General features: G+C 54.4%; 15 protein-coding genes, 1 other RNA gene and 1 pseudogene. 10 read left to right on the forward strand and 7 right to left on the reverse strand.

Annotation, left to right across the window (positions count from 1 at the left end):
- Positions 1-20: 20 nt before the first annotated feature.
- Positions 21-2453, reverse strand: coding sequence for a helix-turn-helix domain-containing protein (locus BN8_RS04375; RefSeq protein ID WP_009280595.1), 2433 nt, complete (start codon positions 2451-2453; stop codon positions 21-23).
- Between the two features lie 304 nt (positions 2454-2757).
- Here BN8_RS04375 and BN8_RS04380 point away from each other — a divergent pair, with 304 nt between their 5' ends.
- Positions 2758-3168 (forward strand): response regulator, encoded by a 411-nt coding sequence (locus BN8_RS04380; protein ID WP_009280596.1) that lies wholly within the window; start codon positions 2758-2760, stop codon positions 3166-3168.
- Between the two features lie 14 nt (positions 3169-3182).
- On the opposite strand, the gene BN8_RS04385 is transcribed toward BN8_RS04380, so the two are convergent.
- Positions 3183-3575, reverse strand: a complete 393-nt coding sequence (locus BN8_RS04385) for a hypothetical protein (RefSeq protein ID WP_009280597.1) — start codon at positions 3573-3575, stop codon at positions 3183-3185.
- Positions 3576-3737: 162 nt separating this feature from the next.
- Entirely contained in the window at positions 3738-3899 is a 162-nt protein-coding gene (locus BN8_RS33145; RefSeq protein ID WP_009280598.1) for a hypothetical protein, read from the reverse strand.
- A 487-nt stretch (positions 3900-4386) separates the two neighbouring features.
- Here BN8_RS33145 and BN8_RS04390 point away from each other — a divergent pair, with 487 nt between their 5' ends.
- The 7 genes from BN8_RS04390 to BN8_RS04415 all read left to right on the forward strand — a co-directional run bounded on the left by BN8_RS04390 (position 4387) and on the right by BN8_RS04415 (position 12357).
- Positions 4387-5352, forward strand: coding sequence for a DUF2279 domain-containing protein (locus tag BN8_RS04390; protein WP_144051563.1), 966 nt, complete (start codon positions 4387-4389; stop codon positions 5350-5352).
- 108 nt (positions 5353-5460) lie between these two features.
- Positions 5461-6480: a DUF8465 domain-containing protein gene (locus BN8_RS04395; protein ID WP_009280600.1), complete on the forward strand. Its 1020-nt coding sequence runs from the start codon at positions 5461-5463 to the stop codon at positions 6478-6480.
- A 22-nt stretch (positions 6481-6502) separates the two neighbouring features.
- Positions 6503-8005: a DUF4403 family protein gene (locus BN8_RS04400; RefSeq protein WP_229367684.1), complete on the forward strand. Its 1503-nt coding sequence runs from the start codon at positions 6503-6505 to the stop codon at positions 8003-8005.
- A 30-nt stretch (positions 8006-8035) separates the two neighbouring features.
- Positions 8036-8537: RNase P RNA component class A (gene rnpB, locus BN8_RS31535), an RNA gene on the forward strand.
- 127 nt (positions 8538-8664) lie between these two features.
- Positions 8665-10164 (forward strand): OmpA family protein, encoded by a 1500-nt coding sequence (locus tag BN8_RS04405; protein WP_009280602.1) that lies wholly within the window; start codon positions 8665-8667, stop codon positions 10162-10164.
- Between the two features lie 97 nt (positions 10165-10261).
- Positions 10262-11311 (forward strand): sensor histidine kinase, encoded by a 1050-nt coding sequence (locus BN8_RS04410; RefSeq protein ID WP_009280603.1) that lies wholly within the window; start codon positions 10262-10264, stop codon positions 11309-11311.
- The gene (locus BN8_RS04415; protein WP_009280604.1) at positions 11308-12357 is read left to right on the forward strand and encodes a sensor histidine kinase; all 1050 of its coding nucleotides are present in this window, start codon (positions 11308-11310) and stop codon (positions 12355-12357) included. Before BN8_RS04410 ends, BN8_RS04415 begins: the two co-directional genes overlap by 4 nt.
- Before the next feature lie 53 nt (positions 12358-12410).
- Here BN8_RS04415 and BN8_RS04420 read toward each other — a convergent pair whose 3' ends face one another.
- The 4 genes and pseudogenes from BN8_RS04420 to BN8_RS04435 form a co-directional block, all read right to left on the reverse strand.
- Positions 12411-13841, reverse strand: coding sequence for an alpha-L-fucosidase (locus tag BN8_RS04420; protein WP_009280605.1), 1431 nt, complete (start codon positions 13839-13841; stop codon positions 12411-12413).
- Positions 13842-13895: 54 nt separating this feature from the next.
- Positions 13896-15310 (reverse strand): annotated as a pseudogene (locus BN8_RS04425) (glycoside hydrolase family 125 protein).
- A gap of 102 nt (positions 15311-15412) precedes the next feature.
- The gene (locus tag BN8_RS04430; protein WP_229367687.1) at positions 15413-16345 is read right to left on the reverse strand and encodes a M20/M25/M40 family metallo-hydrolase; all 933 of its coding nucleotides are present in this window, start codon (positions 16343-16345) and stop codon (positions 15413-15415) included.
- Between the two features lie 121 nt (positions 16346-16466).
- Complete coding sequence (locus tag BN8_RS04435; RefSeq protein ID WP_009280609.1) at positions 16467-17699, reverse strand: ROK family transcriptional regulator; 1233 nt, start codon at positions 17697-17699, stop codon at positions 16467-16469.
- Between the two features lie 194 nt (positions 17700-17893).
- Here BN8_RS04435 and BN8_RS04440 point away from each other — a divergent pair, with 194 nt between their 5' ends.
- Complete coding sequence (locus BN8_RS04440; RefSeq protein WP_009280610.1) at positions 17894-21187, forward strand: SusC/RagA family TonB-linked outer membrane protein; 3294 nt, start codon at positions 17894-17896, stop codon at positions 21185-21187.
- Positions 21188-21224: 37 nt separating this feature from the next.
- Entirely contained in the window at positions 21225-22934 is a 1710-nt protein-coding gene (locus BN8_RS04445; protein WP_009280611.1) for a SusD/RagB family nutrient-binding outer membrane lipoprotein, read from the forward strand.
- Positions 22935-22987 lie beyond the last annotated feature (53 nt).

Here is a 22987-nt window from a genome sequence, read left to right on the forward strand (position 1 = left end):
ATTCCAGCAGGGACGCTACGTTACTCGTCGGACCGCAGCGCGTTCAGCACGAACCGGAGTTCGCCGTACGTAACGTCCTTGCCCAGCGCGTTTTTGGCTTCACTCAATGAACTGGGTTGATTGCTCGCAAAATACTGTTGAATCCGTTTGAGCTTGTTGGGCGGCAGGAGGGCATCGAGCGACACCTCGCCGTGGCGAACGTACTGAGCCAGGTGCCCTTCGATGGTCGAGACGGCCATGTTTCGTTCGGCGGCAATCTCCTCGATAGTTCGGCCAGCCTGAAACAGCGCGAGGGTGATGGCCCGCGTATCAATTTTCTCTTTTTTCGGCTTTGCACTGGCCGACTTCTTAGCGGGCGCTTCCCGGCGTTCGGGTTTCCCGGCGTACTCGCGGATGATCTGCAGGACCTCCGCGCCGATCTGCTTCACTTTAGTTTTGCCGAACCCTTTCACCGCCAGCAGTTCGTCGGTGGTCGTTGGCCGCAGTTTAACCAGTTCGTAGACGGTTTTTTGCGGCAGGACCATATAGCCCGACGTATCGTGTTCGCCGGCTTTGTCGTTCCGCCATTTGATCAGGGCTTTGTAGAGACTGCTGCCCGTTGAGCCGTCAGTGGCCAGGACCTCCACTTTTCGGCGGGCGGGCTGGAAATCCAGTTCAGCGCGGTTGCGGGCCTGTAGGTACGTCAGCGCCCTGAATCCGTTTTGGCAGCTTTCAAAACTGCCTAATTTGGTGAACAGTTCTTTTTCCAGTTCGTCCAGCACCTCCACAACGGCCTCGCGGATCTGCTGGTTGTCGCAGTCGGTCGGGCACTGGCGCAGCAGCGGCAGCAGTTCATCGCCGATCAGCGTCTGAAAATAGGCCCCGGCTTTGCTGACCCGTTCCTGTAGCGACTCGTTCTCTTCCGGAAGGCGATTATCGGCGAAGTAGGCCGACAGTTGCTGCTGAAACCGGATCGTTACCTCACGAGCTTTTTCGCGAAGCAGGTCGTTGAGCTGGTTCAATCCGGCGCTTAGCTCCTCCGGCAGGTTGTCGGCGCTGTCGCGGACCAGTTTCTGGGCGCGGTACAGCAGGGAGGCCGCCAACTCGAACGAAAACAACTCCCGCAGCAGATTCTCCTGATTGGTACGTTTGGAGTCGAGCAGTTCCTGCTCCGTCGGGATACGTTGCTGCACCTGCTCGTGAAAATCCTCCAGCGTTTGCTCGGTTTTGATGCTGTGCGACGGAATTGGCGTACGCAGCACCAGACCCTCCAGGGATTTGCATCGGCTCAGAGCCACGTATACCTGCCCGTGGGCAAATGCCGCCGACGCATCGATAATCGCCTTTTCGAACGTAAGACCCTGGCTTTTGTGGATCGTAATGGCCCAGGCCAGCTTCAGCGGAAACTGCACAAATCGACCAATCGGCTCGGCTTTGATTTCTTTCGTGGCCGGATCGAGGCTGTAACGAACATTCGTCCACTCGACCGGGTACACGGCAATGTCGTCGTCATCGGACGGGCAGCGGACGTAAATCACGTCATCGTCGAGGTCCACGATGCGCCCGATCTTGCCGTTGTAGTACAGCTTGTCGCGCGAGATGTCGTTCTTGATGAACATCACCTGCGCCCCGACTTTCAGCTCCAGTTCGGCTTCGGTCGGGAAGGTATGCACCGGACATTCGCCTTCTACCGTAGCCGTATAGGTTCGGCTGCGGCCTTTAAGCGCCTGCAATTTCTGGGTGTTAATCTGCTGCGCACTGGCGTTATGCGTCGACAACGTAATGTAGCCTTCTTTTTCGTCGGGCGAAAACTCGGGGATGTAGCGCTGGTTCAGTTCATCGAGTTGCGTGCGGGTGATGGTCTTCTCCCGAATGCCGTTGAGTAGGCTGATGAACTGCGCGTCGGATTGCCGGTAAATATGCGTCAGTTCAATGGACACGTAGGGCGTTACGCGCAGGGCCTTGCTGCCGAAGAAATAGCCGGTCTGGTAATGGGGTTTTAGCAGGGCCCAGTCCTCGTCTTTGATCACGGGGGGCAACTGCTGCATATCGCCGATCATCAGCAACTGCACCCCACCAAACGGCTCCGAGCGGTTGCGGTACCGGCGTAGTACGTCGTCGATACCATCCAGTACGTCGGCCCGCACCATACTGATCTCGTCAATCACCAGCAGGTCGAGCGTACGCAGGAGCCGGATTTTCTCGCGGGTAAACTTCCGGGTTTCGCGCTGCATGGCACCCGGCACAATGGGGCCAAAGGGTAGCTGAAACAGCGAATGGATCGTGACACCCCCCGCGTTCATGGCTGCTACGCCCGTCGGAGCCACCACCATAAGCCGCTTGGCGCTGGCCTGTTTGATCTGGTGCAGAAAGGTCGTCTTGCCGGTCCCCGCTTTCCCCGTCAGAAAAACGTTGCGGTTGGTGTGCAGCACAAAGTTATAGGCAAGTTCAAGTTTCTCGTTTACGGGCGGCATGAGGTAAGTACACAAAGCAACACAAAGGTACAGTTTTACCGGCGGTGTACCTACCGATTCGATGCGCTGGTAACGCAGCAGGATCAGGTAAGGTGATGGATGAGTAGCCAACCAATACGGGTAAAGGTATTACAAAGACCGCCCATTCGTTATGGGATTAGGACGTGAATTTTCAGTCGAAATTGGGCTAATGATCGGGTAGGTGATAAGCAGCGTTTGCCCGAGGGAAATGCGAACAAAAATTGACTACTTTTCTTTATAGGCTGTACTCGCTTTCGAACTATAACTTGATCGGATCAGTAAAATGAAAATATTAAAGTATATCTGTATAGTGGATGATCAGGCTGACTTGCGGTTCTTACTACAAAAATTGTTTGCGCTATCCTATCCCAATCATCCGGTACGCCTGTTTGAAAATGGACAAGCTCTCCTGAATGAGTTGGCTCACGCAGAAGTATTACCTGCCTTAATCCTGATGGATCGACACATGCCCATTCTCGATGGTTATCAAACGTTAATTCAACTAAAACAGCATGAAACGTATCAACCCATTCCGGTGGTCATGATGAGCGCCGAGGCCAGTTTGGCCGAGGTAAGGGCCTTGTATCGGGCGGGAACCAATTCATTCGTGAGAAAGCAGGTTGATTTCGGCGCACAAATGGAAATGGTTTCTCAAGTTGGAAAATACTGGCTTGAAACGAATCAGACCGAGTAATTACACGTACCGTTTTAATCTGATTTCGATACGTTCGGCATAATGTCCTTCTCGATCTTGTCACGATCCTGCAGGTACTCCTTCAGGTCATGCTCTGTAGCAAACAATTTTGGCTCTTTGATGGGTATATTAATTCTGACCGGTAGGCGCATCAACTGACTGTACTTTCCTGTCGGCTTAACGACATAAACCGCAGTTGATACTTTCATTTCAAACGTCTCGACGGGTTCCGTAACAACACTCATCTCTTCCAGACGGCCATCAAAAAAGATACGTTCAATCTCGGCTTCAAAATAGGGGTATGCTTCCTCAGCTTTATTATCTGATCGTTGGTCATGCTTTTCATTGACATAAATCGTGTCACCTACTTTGAAAGGCAAATGGACGGCTTCGAAGGTGATGGTCATCGAGTTAGCTGTTTAGTGGAAGTTGGGTAAGGATATATGTAAATAACGTCTAAATGCTTTTCTACTGGTAGACATTTTCATTTTTTATTTAATCTGGATCTTTTTCGTTGAACTCGGCTTGGTCAAAATCCTCGACCGATTCAACCACTGAATAACGAACCTTTAGGGAATGGCCCCAAACAGCTCCCTGGCTGTTTGGGCAAATGAAATAACCACCTCATTTTTGAAGATTGCTAACACAACCTCATCATTGCCGGATGGGATACCAACAGTATCACTGACTAGTTTGCCTTCGCGTCGATGAGCGTATAGTTTATAACCCATCTCCTTTAATCGGTCGGCAATACAAGTATGAACCCGTTCGGCTTGCTCTTCGTTAAGTGGCTGAAGGGAGAAAGAATTTCATGGATTGGCGATTTAAAGAGCGCTGATCACCAATTTAGAGAAGTGAAGGAGAGTAATCCAGATGAGGAGTTTGGCTACAGAAGCTTATAAGCTAGAACGCAACTCATTACAAATTGTTCAGAAAGATAAACCTGCCAGCCTGTACCAGCAAAATCAGTCCCTTGCCCAATAGTTTATGAAAGTTGGTAATCACATTGCCCCAGGTGTTGATGAATTCAGTTGGAAACCCTTAAATGCTAGAGTTTATAACTTCATCGGGGTTGGAGCCTGACGTTGCTTTTCAGTAAACCCACATTGCTGTTGCCAGACTTCATAACTGGTTAACTAACTCTTCCGGCAATCCCGGACATATGGCCACAATATGAAGCGTTTGATCGTCTTCTTTGGCAATGAAAGCCAAAAAGTAATGAATACGGCTAAGATCACGCTTATTTTTGAGCCGCAAGTCCCGCTCCTGAGCATGATAAAAAAGTATTTCAGAGCCTGTTGGCTACCGGTCACACTTGTCTTGATGGGATTGGCCGGGACAATCCGGGCGCAGGATACAACCGCCCGAACGCCCAACTACCGGGCTCGAATGCGCACACTGCTCATTGGCGAATCCGTGTTGTACGTGGGGTCGCTCTACGGCCTGAGCACGGCCTGGTACACCGATCCGCTGACTCAGTTCAAATTCTTCGACGATGTGGGTGAATGGAAACAGATCGACAAGATCGGACACGTCTACACGGCCTACCACATCGCCCGGATGTCGGCGCAGGGCTACCGCTGGGCGGGTCAATCGCCCCGAAAAGCGGCCTGGTACGGTGCCCTGACGGGTTTTATCTTCCAGACACCCATCGAAATTCTCGACGGCTTCGCGCCCGGCTACGGCTTCTCGGTCGGCGACGTAGTGGCCAATACGCTTGGCTCAGCCTTATATGCCGGTCAGTTTGGGTTGTGGGGCGAGGAGCGGATTCTGCCAAAATTCTCATTTCATCAGACCCGCTACGCTGCCGTCCGGCCAAACCTGCTCGGTAAGGGGCTTAGCGAAGAATGGCTCAAGGATTATAACGGACAGACGTACTGGTTTTCGGCCAACGTAGCGTCGTTTCTGCCGCGCCGGGACGAATCCCGTTTTCCGCGCTGGCTGAACGTAGCGGTCGGCTACGGCGTTGAGAACATGGTGGCCGCTTATCCCAACAGCAGCGTCGAACGGGGCTACGTGCCATACCGGCAGTATTTCCTGTCGCTGGATGTCGATTTTGCCCGCATCCGTTCGAACCGGAAACTGGTACGGACGTTATTGTTTTTAGCCAACAGCGTAAAAATTCCGGCTCCCGCCTTGGAGTTAAGTCGTAAAGGCGTCAAATTTCATCCGTTGTATTTTTAACGTAAGAGTAGCTGCCCATTACCCGGATTACGCAAGGGCTCGTCGGTTAGCCGAAAATCAAGGTGCGTGATCCGGGTAACGGGCGTTAATTTACCCTTTCCATTGCTTATGAACATCGGCGACAAAGTAAGAATGCTGCGGGCCAAAGAACAGGGCGTCGTAACGCGCTTTCTGCCCGGCAATCAGGTTGAAATCGAAATCGAGGACGGTTTTCGAATTCCGGTCATGCGCTCGGAACTGGTCGTGGTATCGCCCCTCGAAGCGGAACGGCTGGTGAAAACGCCGACCCAGCAGCCCATTGTGCCGCGGCAGCCGGCGGCATCGACTATTGTGTCTAATCAGGGGGTTTACTTCGCGTTTGTAGCACAGAATGACCGCGAGTATGCCCTGCACATCATCAACAACACCGACTGGGAGCTCACTTACGTGGTTGGCGAGGAAACGGCCGCGCCGAGTGGCGGTGCGCAGTTCAACGGCTTGCAGAGTGGTAGTCTGAAACCCAAATCGCAGCTAAAACTCAACGAACTGTATGTGCATGCACAGTTCGATACCTGGCCGACGTTTGTCTTACAGGCGCTCTGGTTCCGCTCGGGTCGGGCGAGCCTGCGCCCCCCGCTGGTGAAACGAGTAAAATGCCGGGCCGCTACGTTCTTCAACAACAAGGCGACCGTACCGGTATTAAACCAGCCAGGGCATTTGTTCCAGTTGGATGCCGACGAAGCCAGTCCGTCGCAGGCCGGTGGAACGCGGCCAACGCCGTCGCCCGCTGCCATACAGCCCGAAACCCTGAAGCAGGAAATGTTGAAGCCTAAATCGGACCCGGCCAGTCTGGCCGTTGAGCGACCATCGGCGGTAGTGGACCTGCATGTCGAAGCGTTGCTGCCACAGGGGCCCGGCCGTCGGTCGCCTGCCGAACTGCTCGAACTGCAACTACAGACGTTTGAAAAAACGCTCGAAAACGCCATTGCCAGCGGTATGGGCGAGATTACGTTTATTCATGGAGTAGGGAGCGGAGCCCTGCGTACCGAACTGCACCGGCGGTTAGGGCAGCATCCCAACGTCCGATTTTTTGAAGATGCCCAGAAACAGAAGTTTGGCTACGGAGCCACAAAAGTTACCATCAAATAGCGTAAGAACACCAAGAAAACCGATGAATAAGGCGCGTGGCCTGGGCGTACGAAGGTCGCTTGTAGAGAGGATCGATTGGCTGAGGGGTGGGTGGACTACAGTGGCCGGGCTGTCCGTATATAGTTGCCTGTTGGTATGGTGGCTGGCAAGCTGTCAGCCGGGCAAACAGGTTCATCCGAAAGCGCCCAAAGCGTCTTACACCACTACGAAAATGGAGGTTCGCAACGAACAACTGGTATCGACCGTCAACGTTCCGGTAGCCATCGCCCTCGCCGACGTAGAGCGGCAGCTCAACGCACAGGTCAACGGCCAGATTTATGAAGCCAATACCCTGAACGACCCGGCCAGTAAAGACAAGTACATGATCAAGGTCTGGAAGCGCGGGACCATCCTGGTCATGGCTGGTGGCGAGTCGGCGCAGGATAGCCTGTTTCACTTCACCGTGCCGCTCCGTATCTGGGTAAAAGCGGGCGTATCGGTGCTGGGGATTACCACCTTCCGGGAAACCGAGTTTGACATTGATCTGCGGTTCCTGACCAGGTTTGACCTGGACCGCGACTGGTCGGTTCATACGCAGACGCGGGCTGACGGCTACGGCTGGGTGCGGAAACCGACAGTGAGCGTGATCGGTCTGGATATTCCCATTACGTCGCTGGTGAGCCGGACGATCGACAAAAACATGGGTACCGTTACGGCCGCTCTGGACAAAGAAATCCGCAAGAACGTCGACCTCCGGACGCCCGTCCTGAAAGCCTGGAATACGTTGCGGGAGCCGTATCTGCTGTCGGAGAAGTACCGGACGTACCTGATGGTGGTGCCGAAACGGGTGCTGATTACGCCCCTGCGGTTTGAGGGCCGGTATGTGCGGACCACCATCGGCATTGAAGGCTACACGCTCACCACGACCGGCGCGAAACCCGATGTTCGGCCCTCCGTTGCGCTGCCCGATCTGGTGGTCGTGCCGCAGGTAAAAGACGATTTCCGGATTGGCCTGGTCAGCGAAGCGTCTTATCAGGAAGCGGCCCGGCTGGCAGCCGAGGAATTTGTGGGCAAGAACTATTCGTTCAGCGACGGGCGCTACAATGTGCGCATCACCGGCATTGATCTCTACGGCCAGGACGAAAACCTGATCATCAAGGCCGGGCTGGCCGGCAGCATCACCGGCGACATCTACCTGAAGGGGCGACCGTACTACGATGCCCAGTCGCAAACTATTTCGCTGAAGGATATTAAATACGATTTAGACACAAAAAGCTGGCTCCAGCGAACGGCCAACTGGCTGCTGCAGGGCACCTTTGCCCGTATGATGGAGAAGCAGTTAACCATTCCGGTGGGCTCCCAGCTAAACGAACTCCAGCGGATGGTGCAGGAGCGGCTTAAAAACAATCAAATCGCCAGGGGGGTTATACTCAACGGTCAGATCGACGAAATCCGGCCCGATCAGGTGTATTTGACACCCACCGCCCTGCTGGCCGTTGTGAACGCCCGCGGTCGGCTGGACGTTAAAGTAGATGGGTTGCAATGATACTATGCGTACCTTTGCGCCTGCCTCAGCGGTACAAGCCGTCTTATCGCGCCTAGCCGGTCCACTGGATCGGATCGGGTGAGGAAAGTCCGGGCAGCATAGAGCACCATACTTCCTAACGGGAAGGCGGATTCCTGGCGACGGGAATTCGACAGCCAGTGTCACAGAAAATATACCGCCGGTTTAAAGAGTGAAAGAGTGAATTAATGAAAGAGCGAAGTGGCTCAATTGGACTTTTTCGCTCATTCACTCTTTCGCTCTTTAGACCGGTAAGGGTGAAATGGTGGGGTAAGAGCCCACCGCCCGGCGGGTGACCGGCGGGGCAGGACAAACCTTATGGGCTGAAAGACCAAATAGGCGTCGGATGCGAGGCTGCTCGTCTCCGTTCCGATTCATTCCTTCGGGAACGATCCGGATGCCGGCGCGGGTAGGTCGAACGAGGTGGTTGGTGACGACCATCCCAGATAAATGATAAGACGCCGGGCAGTTAGCTGCCCGGTGACAGAACCCGGCTTACAGGCTTGTACCGTCGAGGCTTTTTTTGGATGGGGTTCCTAGTTTGACGTTTGTAGTTTGAAGTTCATTGGTTGAAGGTAGCGCGTGTTCTGGTCTCAGCTTCAAACGTCAACCCTTACACGTTGAACTAAACCTGGAGGTTTATGCGAAAGAATTATCTCAACGTTTGTCTGCTTTTTCTGTTGATTGTTCCCTTGGCCCAGGCGCAGAATCGGCCGTACGAGGGTGAATACAAACTCAACACCTGGTCCATAACCCTCGCGCCGGGCTTAACTCAATTTTACGGCGACCTCCGGCAGTATAGCAGTCCATTCAAGCTGGGCCGCGAAGAGCTGATCACCGGTGGACTTGGTCTTTCGCTGAACAAGCAGATATCGCACCTGTTTGGCGCATACGTAAACGCTACGGTCGGTCAGCTCAGCGGCTCCAAAAACGAGGTGTATAATGCCTATTTCCGGACGCCCCTATTCATTCAGGGAACGCTGAACGGAACGGTCAATCTGAAATCATTGCTGCTGGGTACCCGAAAACTTCGGCGCTGGAAAGCCGATCTGCACGCCGGAGCGGGTATGATGTGGTTTTACACCGACGTGTACAGCCTGGCCGACGGGCGGCTTATCCGTTACAGCAACGACCGGCTGGATTACAGTTCGCGAACGGCGGGCCGCTGGGAAGGCTCCGGTACTACGTTCACCCGCGAACTGGTGATTCCCGTTGGCTTTAACCTGCATTACGAACTGACTCCTCGCTTCGATCTGGGCCTGGATTACACCTACAACCACGTCAATACCGAGAAGCTGGACATGACCGTAGGGAGCGACATACCGGGCTACAACGACAATTCGTCCAATATCTTTCTGTTCCGGAAAGGCGAGTCACCCCTCGATAAGTGGGGGTTTATGTCGGTAACTCTAACCTATAAGTTGGGTCGGAATGCCGCCAAAGCAGAACGCGACGGTACCTACGATGCCGCCCGGGGTACGTATCATCTTCGCTGGACGGACCCTGCTGATCTGGTTAAGCCGCCCTACAACCCGACGCTGAGTGATGCCGACTCAATCGCAAAAGCCAATATGCCCGATCCCGTCGACCCCCGGTTGTACACCGATACGGATAAAGATGGCGTGGCTGATCTGTTTGATAAACAGCCGGATACGCCCGAGGGTAGCGTTGTGTCGGGTGGGGGTGTGGCCATGAACCTCGACAGTCTGGTGTCGTCGCTGATGCGCTCAAAGCTGAAGAGCGAGTGCGATACATTGCTGAGCAACATCGAGTTCGATACCGATAAAGCGATCATCCGCCCGGCTTCGCAGGAGGCTCTGCGTCAGGTGGCCGAACTCCTGAATGTCCGCCCGAACTGCCGCATCATTCTGATCGGTCACGCCGACGCCCGGGCTTCAGACAACTACAACCAGCAACTTTCCAAACGGCGGGTCGAAGCGGCCAAACGCTTTCTGGTCCGCGCCGGTCTGACCGATCCCAGCCGTGTAACGCTTGAATATTACGGTGAGCTACGACCCATCACGGGCAACCGGACCTCGGCCGGTCTGCAATCCAACCGCCGGGTCGAAATCCGGATTGAACCCATGAACGACCTGCGGTCGCGTTATCCCGCCGGTTTCCGGCCCAAAGGCAGGCGTTAGGCGCTGAGAGAATACATTCGGAACCTACGCGGTTGTATGGTTGCAAATGCTATTTTTGAAATAGTTATCTTGCATACGTATTCCGCCCGAATCACTCTTGAAAGCGTTTAACGATACCAGGATCCGCATCATTGGCCCATTCATCCTGTTTCTGGTGGGCACGCTTTTCTTCCGGCTTAACTGGTATCTCGAACTCCCGGCCAATCGGTTGCTTCGATCCGACCTGATTGGACTTAGCGCCGGGTACGTGTGCTGGAATCTGGCCCGTTGGGTGGTGCTTCGACTGCAACAGCATTATCCGGGTCTGGACAATACGCGCCGACGGTTGATGTGGATGCTAGTGCTCATGCCCGTGCTGGTTAACGTAGCGTGGCTGCTTCGTCAGCTTGGGCACATAGCCTTCAATGACGCCAGCCGGATTACACAGACCCTGCCTAACTATACCTACGCCATCGGTATTCAAATTTTTTACCACTGTATTTACTTCGTCATTTATGAAGGTATTTACCTGCTCTGGGCCTGGCGACAGACCTACGAGCAGCATGAGCGGCTGAAGAAAGATAAACTGAAGTACCAGCTTACTACCCTGAAGACGCAGATTAACCCGCATTTTTTGTTTAACTGCCTCAACTCGCTGTCTATGCTGATCCACGATGACCCGCGGCAGGCCGAAGCGTTCGTGGATGAAATCAGTACGGTATATCGCTATCTGCTACGGGCTAATGATCAGGAACTGACCACCCTGGGCAATGAACTCGCTTTCATTGAGTCGTATTTCCAACTGCTGAAAACCCGTTACGGCGCCGGGATTGACCTACGGGTTGCGGTTGACGACGCCTGCCTGGATTGTAAAATGCCACCCTTAACGCTCCAATTGCTGGTCGAAAATGCGGTCAAGCACAACGTTACCATGACGCGCCGACCGCTCAGGATTGAGATCATTAGCCAGGGGCAGTCGCTGATCGTGCAGAATAATCTACAGCGAAAAAGCATAGCGTTGCCCTCAACAAAGGTTGGGCTGGCTTCCATTGCTACCAAATACCGCCTGCTGGTCGGGAGTGAGATTGCCATTAGAGAAGAAGAAAATCGGTTTGTCGTTACGTTGCCGTTACTGGCAAACCGTGTTGAAACCCGGGCTGCGCTATGACACCGTTGAATGACACCCGACTCCGCCTGCTCGGTCCGGTAGGACTGTATGTGTTCGTCAGCGTATTTTTCCGGCTCGAACTGTACCTTGACCTGGCGCTAAGACAACTGCTGACCAATGCGTTCATTGCTATAACTGCCGGCATTTTCTGCTGGAATCTGGCCCGCTGGGTGGTGCTCCGCTTACAGCGTCAGCATCCCGGATTAGATAATACCCGCCAACGCCTGATGCGGCTGCTGGCCGTTTTTCCGCTACTGGTGATCATTGCCTGGCTCATCCGCCATGTTATTCGCTTCTTAATCAGCGGAACGTTTGAGCCCTATACAACACCCGTCGAACTGAGCCGCAACATTGGCATCCAGCTATTTTACCAGTTTATTTATATCGCGATCTACGAGGGCTGGTACATTATGCAACAGTGGCAGCGCGAAACGATCGAGGCCAATACGCTGGAGAAAGTTTCATTGCAACGCCAGCTTACTTCCCTCCAGCACCAGGTCAATCCGCACTTCCTGTTTAATAGCCTGAACTCGCTGTCGTCGCTGATTAATGAAAGTCCGGATCAGGCCGATGCGTTTCTGGACGAGTTGACGGCTGTTTTCAGGTACCTGCTCACAGCCAGTGACCACGAACTGGTGCCGTTGCGCGACGAACTGGCGTTTATCCGGTCGTTCGGTCACCTGCTTCAGACCCGCTACGCTAACGGCATCGAACTGGAGATCGCAGTCAAGCCTCCGGATGAGTCACTGCTGATTCCTCCGCTGGCCCTGCACGTACTGGTCGAGAATGCGGTACGCTACAACAAAATCCTGCCCGATAAACCGCTGCGAATCCGGATCGCTTCCGTAGCGGACCAGCGGCTGAGCGTAGCCAATACGCTCCAGCGCAAAAACCTGCGCGTTGATACGGTTCGGGCCGGCCTAACCGACCTGGCGAGCCGGTACCAGCTCCTTAATCAGGGTGAGCTACAGATCGAGGAACAGGCGGACTGGTTTGTGGTCAGCCTGCCCCTGGTCAGCGAAAACCGACTGACGGAAGTAGCGTAAGAAGCGGCCCTAATGAACCGCTTCTCACATTAACAGCCCAAAAGTCGTACGGCTTAGCTCAGTTTAAACACCCACACGGGTTGTCCGGCTAGTTGCTTCCGGACGTTCTCCGGAATAGCGACGGTGGTAGCAGTCCCCGATTTCTTCCATGTCAGGGCGGACTTTGCACCCAGCAGGGTCAGGGTTTTGCCGGGTACGATCGGCAGCGTTACGTTGGCGGGTAACTGGTCTTCGCCTTCAGCGGGCAGATAGGATACGTAGGTCACGTTACCTTTCTTTGTAAACGCCCATTTATCCTGCCGGTAGGGAGCCAATGGCTTGGTGCCGTAGATCGACTCACCGTTTGCATCCATCCATTTGCCGATCTCGGCCAGGCGACCATACGCTTCTTCGTGCCATTCGCCGTCGGGGCCGGGCGCGATGTTCAGCAGGAGGTTGCCGTTTTTCGCTACGATGTCGACCAGAATCTGCACCAGCTTGCGCGACGATTTGAAGTTCTCTTTCGGAATGTACGACCAGCTATCGCCCATCGTCATGCAGGTCTCCCAGGGGATAGGCATGTAGTGATCTGGAATCTGGTGTTCGGGAGTTACGTAGTTTTCAAACTCTCCCGTTACGGTACGGTCAACGACCAGCAGACCCGGTTGTTTCTGACGGGCTTCGCGGGCAATCCGGGCCATGTCGATATCCTGATCGAACGTAATGGCCCGCTGCCAGCTAATGGTCGAATCGATGGTACTGAACGGCCGGACCCAGCCGCCGTCGAGCCATAGAATATCGATCTTGCCGTAATCGCTCATCAACTCCTGAATTTGTCCGTTGGTGAAGTCGGCAAACTTTTTCCATTCCTTGGGGTACTTTTTCGGATCGTAATTGACGTTCCGGTCTTTGGGCGGCCAATACGGCTTCCAGTAGCTGTCGATATGCCAGTCGGGTTTCGAGAAATACGTACCGACCATAAAATCCTGCTTCCGGAAGGCCTCCAGCACTTCTTTCGTGACATTGCTGCGTGGATGGCTGGCGAAGGCTGTTTTAGGATCGGTAATTTTATAGTCCGTCAGTTTTGTGTCGAACATGCAGAACCCGTCGTGGTGCTTGGTCGTAAACACCATGTATTTCATGCCGCCCTTTTTGGCCGCTTCGGCCCAGCGCTCCGGATTGAATTTGACGGGGTTGAACTCCGTCCGGATGTTCTCGTACGCTCGTTTGTATTCGGTGTAGTTACCTGCGTACGGTCCCCGGCGCTCACACCAGCCTTCGTCTTCGGGGCAGAGCGACCACGACTCCACAATGCCCCACTTGCTGTACGTGCCCCAGTGCATCAGCAGGCCAAACTTAACGTCCTGCCACTGGCTCAGCTTTTGTTTGACTTGCTCGTCTTTGGGCCAGATGTATTTGGAATGGTTCTGTTCGGAATGCTGCTGGGCGAAAACCGGAGCAGAGGCCAGCAGGGCGGTGAGTAGAGGGATACCAAAACGTTTCATAGAAATAACAGATACAGTGAGTTTGTGTAGTGTGTACTGGGAATACCACCGAAATTAACTCAGCAAATGCCGACGTTCGGTAAAGGTCTTCAGGACAAACTCGCCGAATAACGTATTAGCCCAGGCGAACCACTTGCGCGTAAACTTCGACGGATCGTCTTTGTGGAACGACTCATGCATGAACCCCGTACCGGCGTTGCTGACACGTAGCATATCCAGGCAGGAGCGTATCTCCCGGTCGTCGGTACTGGTCAGTCCGCGCATGGTGATGCTCAGGGGCCAGATCATGTCCATACCTGCGTGTGGCCCACCAATACCCGCGCCGGCTTTGCCTGCAAAATAGAACGGATTGTCCTGGCTCAGCACCAGCTTGCGGGTGTTCTGGTAGATCGGGTCGGATAGGGGCATGGCACCCAGGTACGGCATGGCCAGCAGACTCGGTACGTTGGCGTCGTCCATCAGGTTGTAACTGCCGAAGCCGTTGACCTCGTACACGTATACTTTTCCGAAGCGCGGATGCGTCACAATGGCGTGCTGCTTCAGCGCAGTTTCTACCTCACCGGCCAGCGCCTTGGCGTCCGCAATGAGTTTGGTGTCTCCTTTCAGGGCCGTAAGCATGTCGGCCATTTGCCGCAGGGACGTAACGGCGAAAAAGTTAGCCGGGATCAGAAAAGGATAGATCGTAGCGTCGTCGCTCGGCCGGAAGATGGAGCAGATCAGGCCAACGGGCCGAACGGGATACCCTAGCCGCTCAGCGGTACGCCGTCGGTAGCCCAACTGGTTGTCCGTTCAAATTTATAAGGCCCATTACCGTTTTTGCGCTGTTGCTCCCGGAACGTCTGCACCACCAGGCGCATGGCGTCCTGCCAGTCGGCGTCGAAGGGAGCCACGCTGCCCGTTCGTTTCCAGTACGCATAGGCCAGCCGGATGGGGTAGCACAAGCTGTCGATCTCCCATTTTCGCTCGTGCAGGCCGGGCTTCATGTCGGTTATGTCATCCTTCCATTCGCCGACTTTCGTATCGTCCTTGTAAAAAGCGTTGGCGTACGGGTCTTTACGGATGTTGCTGGTCTGTCGGTAGATAACACCCTCAATGAGCTGACGTAACGGCTCGTCCTGCTTCATCAGGGGCAGATACGGCCAGACCTGCGCCGTCGAATCCCGCAGCCACATGGCGTCGATGTCGCCCGTGATGACGTACGTATCCGGCCGACCGTTGACCATCGAAAAATCGACGGTCGTATCAAGCGTATTGGGAAAGCAGTTTTCAAACAGCCAGCCCATTTCAGGATTTTTGATCTGGCCACGTACCATCCGGATCGTGTCTTCGACGGCTTTGCTGCGGAAGTTGCGCTGATTCTCGGCTACGCGGACGGTTGGTAAGTCGCGGCCGGAAAAGCCGAAAGCTGAGCCTGCTGATAAGGCCACCGAAGCCAGGGCCGATTGGTGGAGGAAGGTACGTCGGTTCATGTAAAAATGGGCGCAGTGGGGTTTGAGTGGTTGCTGGTTTTGGGGTTTGTGGTTAGTAGTTTGTGGTTTGTAGTTGGTTGACACCGGAAGAACCACAAACCATTATTTCACAGCCGTAAACGTCATCTTCGGTTGTTGCATGGCGTTGTCGAGCAGCCGGATGCACAGCTTGAGAATTTGCTCTTCGGCCTGCGCGTCGATCTTGTCAGGATCGTCGGTGGGCTTGTGGTAATCGGGGTGCCCGCCGGTATGAAAGAACAACACCGGAATTTGCCTGGCGTAAAAAGCTGCGTTGTCGGAGCCACCGTTCCCGGCCCGGTCCGTAAAAAACTTGATGGGGCTTTCCACGCCCTTGAAGACCTGTGGCCAGGTCTCGCTGGTACCGTAGCCGCCAATGCCGACACCCCGCTCCGGGTTATACCGCCCTATCATGTCCATGCAGATCATGAAGTTGAGGTTGGTCAGCGGCAACGTCGGCTGGTTCAGAAAATAGCGCGACCCTTGCAGACCTAGTTCTTCGGCCCCGAAGGCCATGAACAGCAGGTTGTACGGTTCCTTTACGTCGTTGGTAGCGTAGTAACGGGCTAGTTCCAGCAATCCCGCCACCCCCGACGCATTGTCATCAGCACCGTTATGGATCTGTCCTTCCGGCTTCTCGGCCAGCGAACTGCCTTGTTTGCCCATCCCCAAATGATCGTAGTGAGCGCCGATCACGATGGTGTAGGGGGCGTCGTTGTTCAGGAAGCCAATAACATTGTTAGCCTTCCGTAGACTGTCTGTCACAACTACGCGCCGGACTTTGGCCGTAAATGGTTGGTAGAAGCCATCGGTGCCCAGCGGTTTCAAACCAACCTTTCGGAACTGCCGAACGATGTAGGCGGCTGCTTTGGCGTTTTCGGGACTGCCGGTGCCCCGACCCTGCATCTTATCGGAAGCCAGCCAGTTGATGTGTCGGTTGATACGATCGGCAGAAGGCGTCTGTCCGAACGAAGCGCCGACCAGAAGAAGCATGAATACGGTAGGGAAACGTTTCAAGATGGTAGTTTCAGTGAATTTATCATTGCCGATTAAGCGGGTAGCCCACGGTCGTGAGCTACGATCAGGTATGTTCTGGTAGACTGACCGACAGCATATAACCAGTGCGGCTATGCATCGGCTAAAAGTCTGCGAACAGGTTTTCCATGACATACGCATGCGTACCAAGCCACTTGGCTGCCCCGTTCAGTTTCGTGACCTCTACCGTCAGATCATTGCGAAATCCGCTTAGGCAATGCTTGTTGATGGCCTGCTCGATAGGGTTGGTAATGAATACGGCCGCCTGGGCCAACACACCGTCGACGATGATGACCTCAGGATTGAACAGGTTTATGGCAATGGACAGACCTTTGCCGAGCTGGTAACCCGTTTCGTGGAGCTGGTCAATAGCGAACGCATCGCCCTGGTGAGCCGCTTCAATGACGTGATGAATCGTAATCTGGCTAACGTCGTTCTGCTGAGCGGCCAGTTGCGACACGCAACCGTCCAGCACCGCCCGCTGCACCCGCCGGACCAGCGAGGAGGCCGACGTAATCGTGTCCAGACAGCCCACCTTGCCGCAGTAGCAGAGCTCCCCGTCGGGATCAACCTGAATGTGGCCCAGCTCACCGGCGTATCCTGATGCGCCCTGGAAAACTTTTCCGTCCAGAATAATACCCAGACCGACCCCCCAGTCGATGTTGATCGACAGGACATGCTTTTTACCCAGACCACCCCCGAATCGATTTTCTCCCAGGGCGGTGGCTTTGGTATCATTAATAAGGTAAACCGGCAAATCCAGCCGCTCCTCCAGCCAGGCCGTGATCGACTGGCTGGTTGGGTTGAGACTGCTGTAGGTCAGGTTGAGATCGCGTCGTGCATCGATCAGCCCCGGGATAGCCAGTCCCATGGCCAGAATTGCCGTCTTGGGAATTACCGACCCGGCCAGGGTTTCCGTTACGAACTGGGCCAGGAAATCCAGGAACTCGGCTGTGTCCTCCAGCCGGCGATTGACCGTACGCTGGAAAACGATCTGGCGCAACGGGTTCACGATCAGCAAACGGGTGTCGTGCGTATTACTGTCCAGCACGATGACGTAATGGCCATCCGGTCGCAAACCGAACAGGGCCGGGCGTCGGCCGTTGTTGCCGGTCACGATACCGTTTGAACTAACCCAGCCTTCTTCCATGAGCTGTTCAACCAGCCCGGTGACTGACGGAATACTGGTATGCGCTACGTCGGCTAACTGAGCCAGTGTGCAGGCTCCTTCCTGGTATAAGTACGATAATACGCTTTTAAGTCTCAGGTTCTTTTTATGAATGACAACTGATTTCTTAGGTACGGATTCTTCTTCGATGGTGGTCATCAAGGTCATGCTCTTGGTTCGAAGGTATAAGAGTATTAGTCAGGGAATCTAATCAACCCCAAATAATTTACTTTAGAGCCAATGTTTTTAAAAATATTTATTAACTCAGCGCAAATTTTGCAAAAATATCGTAAGATTGTGCGTAGTTATCTTTTTATTAATACCGAGTATACTTGTTAACGTAACCATCATCTCACGGGTGTATGAATCGATTATTACCAATTTTTCTCTTCCTGTTCATTAGTTCGCTCGTTAGCGCGCAGAACAGACTTACCGTGTCCGGTACCGTCAAAGACGATCAGGGCGTTGGTATTCCGGGTATCTCCCTGCTTGTAAAAGGGACTACCGTTGGTACCAGCACGGACGCCAATGGTACGTTTCGACTGAACGTACCGAATGGCAATGCCGTCCTCGTCGTGTCGGGTGTGGGGTATACGCGTCAGGAAGTTCCAGTCGGCAATGCGACTACGCTTGCCATTACTATGAAGGAGGACCCTAAGTCATTGGACGAGGTGATTGTGACAGGCTTTGGGATAAAACAGGAAACGCGGAAGCTGTCGTATGCCGCGCAGGAAATCCAGGGGCAGAATCTGTTACGGGCAAACACACCCAACCTGGTGAATGCCCTGCAGGGTAAGGTTGCCGGGGTACAGATTGACCAGGGCTCAGGTGGGCCGATGTCCTCGTCCCGCATCCGGATTCGTGGAAATGCCTCGCTCAGCCCGAATACGCAGCCGCTGTTCGTTGTGGATGGGGTGCTGATTCGGCCGACCACAACGGGAGCCGACTCGTGGGGTGCTGCGCAGGATTTCGGTAACATCATGAAAAACCTGAACGCCGATAACGTCGAGACGGTAACGGTGCTGAAAGGTTCGGCTGCCAGTGCCCTCTACGGTTCAGAAGCGTTGAACGGCGTTGTCGTCATCACGACCAAAAAAGGACGTGATCAGAAAGGACTGGGCGTATCGTATAACCATACGTCGTCGTTTGAAACGGCTTACCGGTTTGTAGACGTGCAGAACCAGTACGGTGCAGGGCTTTCGCCTACGTTCCCCAAAGCCGCCGATGGAGTAGACGTAGTAGAATCGCAGAACAGCGCCTGGGCGTATTCATTTGGTCCGAAGATTGACGGCCGTATGGTCCGTGATCTGGATGGCCGCATGGTGGAGTGGAAGGCCAACAACCCGCTGGACTTCTTCCAGACGGGTCGGTACACGAACCACAACGTAGCCGTTGAAGGGGCCAACGACCGGGGGTCTTTCCGGGCGTCGTACTCCAATCTGTTCAACAACACGATCATGCCGGGTGGTGCCGAACTGAAGCGGAATAACTTCAACATCCGGGCAACGCAGCGGATCGGTAAAATATTCAACCTGGACGTAGCAGCCGACTACACCATCAACGATAACCTCAACCCAATCCGCCAGGGCGGCACCTACAACCCGGTCTTCCGGTTCGTGTACGGACGTCCCCGGACGCTGGATATTGACTACTGGGCTAACAATTACCAATCGCCCCTGGGTGGTCGGAAAACCGGTACGGCTGACCCGTACAACATTTCCCAGTTCATGTGGGAAACCTTCCAGTACAATACGTTCCGCAACGAAAAGATTTTCCGCGGCAACATCGACGTAACGGCGAACATCACCCCCTGGTTAACGGCTCTGGTACGGGCAAACATCCAGAACGAACTGTACGCTACCGAGAATAAGAACCTTGGAGCCGGAGTTGGCTTTGGTGGTGGCGAATACTCAGAATATTCACAGGCTAACAACCAGTCACGTGTTCAGGCCTTACTGACGGCCAGCCGGGATTTTGGCCCATTGTTCCATCTGAACCTGTCCGTGGGTGGCGAAACCAACCGCATCATCGGCGGACGCGAATTCAGATTACGTACGGACGGCGGATTGCGGATTCCGGGACAGTTTAACCTGCCGAACTCTGTTAACCCAGTCGTTGCAGAAGGTCGCCTATCACCTTCTAAGCGGACTGATGCCATTTATGCCTACGGTGATCTGAGCTACAAAGATGCTTTGTTCCTGAACTTCACGAACCGGATTGACTACTCGTCGGCCCTGACGTACGCCGATGGATCGGGTCAGTACTCGTATTATTATCCGTCCGTTGGTCTGGCCTGGGATTTCACTCAGTCAGTGAAAGAGCTGCCTAAAGCGCTTACGTTTGGTAAGCTGCGGGCCAGCTACGGCTTCACCGGTGGGGACACTGATCCCTGGATCACCAACCAGACCGGTTTTTATTCCGCGAATGGTATTTTCACGTCGATTAACGGACAAATTCAGCGATACGGTTTCCGGGACAACGTTCTGCCTAACTATAACCTGCGGAACCGTCTGGCCCGGGAGTGGGAAGTGGGCGCCGACCTGCGGTTATTCAACAACCGGGTAGGTATCGACGTAGCGGTGTACAACAAATTGACCCGGAATGAAATCTTTAACTTACCTGTAGCCCAGGAGGCCGGGTTAACTAACCGGTTGGTCAATGCCGGTAAAATTCTAAACCGTGGGGTTGAAGTTTTGCTGACCGGTACGCCTATCAAGACGAATAAATTCCAGTGGAATACGTCGTTCAACTTCAGCCGCAACCGGAACAAAATCCTGGAATTGGTCGACGGGGTTGATACGTACGAGTTGAGCCTGGCGTTCGGTAACGATGTTCGGTCAATCGCCCGGGCGGGTGGTGATTATGGCACCATCGTCTCCACGTATGCTTTTGCCCGCGACGCGCAGGGCCGGAAGCTGATTGGCGCGGCCAGTGGTACTAACGGTGGCTACCTGACGTATCTGCGTAGCGGAGCGGCCGGCCAAGGATCGAAAGACCTGGGTACGATGCTGGAGAAGTTCCTGCTTAGCAACGTCAACAACTTCCAGTACGGTCGGTTCTCGGCTACCTTCCAGGTGGATTCTAAAATCGGGGGCGTGATGGCGTCGGCAACGCACCAGTATGGGTCTGCATTCGGTACGTTCAAGAACAGCCTGTTCGGTCGTGACACCGAGTCGGGTGGCATCACCTTCACCGATGCGCAGGGTAATGTCCGCAACGATGGTATCATTCCGGATGGCGTACTGAACACGGGCGTAACGGCAACCGTCGATGGCAAACAGGTTGATCTGGGCGGTATGACCTACAAAGAAGCCGTCGACAAAGGCTACCTGAAGCCGATTCCGGCCTATGCGTATTACGACAACCTGTCGAACTGGGGCTCAGGCATCCGCGAATATTCTGTATTCGAGAACTCGTGGGTAGCCGTGCGCGAAGCCTCTGTGAGCTACGACGTACCAGCCACGGTGCTGAACAAGGTTAAGGTACAATCGTTGCGCCTGAGTGTAGTTGGTCGTAACCTGGGTTATCTGTACCGCACCGCGAAAGATGGCATCAACCCGCAGGGGCTGTTGAGCAACCGGGCCGGTGAGTTTGCCGAATACGGCGGATTGCCGTTCAGCCGGAACATTGGCGTAACGGTTAACGTAGGCCTCTAATACACAGTACATCCGTTTAATCCGACATTACACAATTATGATTACACCCTATAAAAAATACGTTGCTGGTCTGCTGACGGTGGGTACACTGGTGTTCAGTGGCTGTCAGAAAGAAGCATTTGTGGAAACGAACATCAATCCGGAAGGGTTGACGTCGGTTCCGCCCGGCAGCCAGTTTCTGAATGCAACGATTAACGTTCACAACCGCGATTTCGAAGCGTTCTACGACTTCTACCGGCGCATCATGCCCTGGATGCAATACTCAACGGGCGTAACCGGCAACGGTCAGAACTTTACGCAGGTGTACGATAACTTCGGGCAACGGTATGGTTCGCTGTATACCGGGATCGGCAATGCCCTGACCGACGTTGAAAAGCTGGTTGGAGATCTGCCGGCCGAAGAGCAGCCGCGCTACGTACACATGATCCGGATTGCCCGGGTGCTGAAAGCATACTATACGTTTTACGTGAGCGATATCTACGGCAGTATTCCGTATACCGAAGCGTTTCAGGCGCGGTACGGCGGTACGCAAACCCCGAAATACGATACGCAGCCGGCTCTTTTCGCAACGCTCGACACCGAGTTGAAAGAAGCCATCACGACCTTGAAAACTCCCCAGTCGGCCCCTCAGGTATCGCTCGGTACCAACGACCAGTACTACGGTGGCAATGTGCAGCAGTGGGTAAAAGCAGCCAACGCCCTCCGGTTGAAAATCGCTTCCCGGCTGGCCAAGCGCGATCCGGCCAAGCTGAAAACCATTGCCCAGGAGGTACTAAGCTCGCCCGCTGCGGATCTGATGAGTTCAAATGCAGATGGCTGGGTGTTTGTTACTCCGGCCGGCTTCACAGGCGACGCGGGTTCCAACTTCTTCCCGGAAGTGCTGCGGGCCTCCAGGCCTCTGGTCGACTTCATGTACGAAGTGAAGGATCCGCGCATCGATGCGTTCTTTACACCCAACGGCTATTCGCAGGCCAATATCGACCTGTTGATCGCCAACCGCCAACTGCCCGCCGGTACGAAAGAGTCGCCCAAGCGTTACATTGGTAGCTTCACCAGTCCGGACGAGTCAGCAGCTCAGCAGAACGTACGCCGGTATTACACGGTCCGGACACTGGCCGTTAGTGGCGCGAATCAGACGTTTGATACGTTGTCGTACATTCAGCCCCGCTTGTTCCAGGCTTCCTATGCTGTAAACGGAACCGCTGGTACTGGTCGCAATTATTTCCCGGTGATCAACTACGCTGACTTCTGCCTGATGCGGGCGGAGATGGCCGCTACGGGCATTACGACCGAGGACGCAAAAACCTGGTACGAAACCGGCGTAACGGCATCTATCGATTGGTACGATATGGTGGCGCAGGGGGGCCAACTGACGAACTACACGCCGGTGACGGCCGCCGAAAAAACGGCGTATCTGGCTCAGCCGAAAGTAGCGTTTAACCCAGCGAAAGCTCTGGATCAGATTGCCAGCCAGCAGTACGTTCACTTCCTGCGTCAGCCGAGCGAAGGCTGGGCTACCTGGAAACGCACGGGCTTCCCGAATCCGACGTCGACGGTTATGCTGCCGAATCTGATTTCGAACGGTGCCGTGCTGACGGTGCCCCGGCGTGCCCCGCTGGGTATTCCGAGCCCAACGGAACCCAACTACGCGAACCGTAAAGCGGCTTACGACGACATGGCGAAAGAGCCGGGCTTTGGCCGGGATCTGCAGGATGCCACGGGTCGGGTGTGGTGGGATCGTCCGTAACGGAGGACATTACGCAGTTCCATTCCTATAAATTTTGTATTTTCGTAGCTTGT

The sequence above is a fragment of the Fibrisoma limi BUZ 3 genome (assembly GCF_000296815.2).
GTDB lineage: Bacteria > Bacteroidota > Bacteroidia > Cytophagales > Spirosomataceae > Fibrisoma > Fibrisoma limi.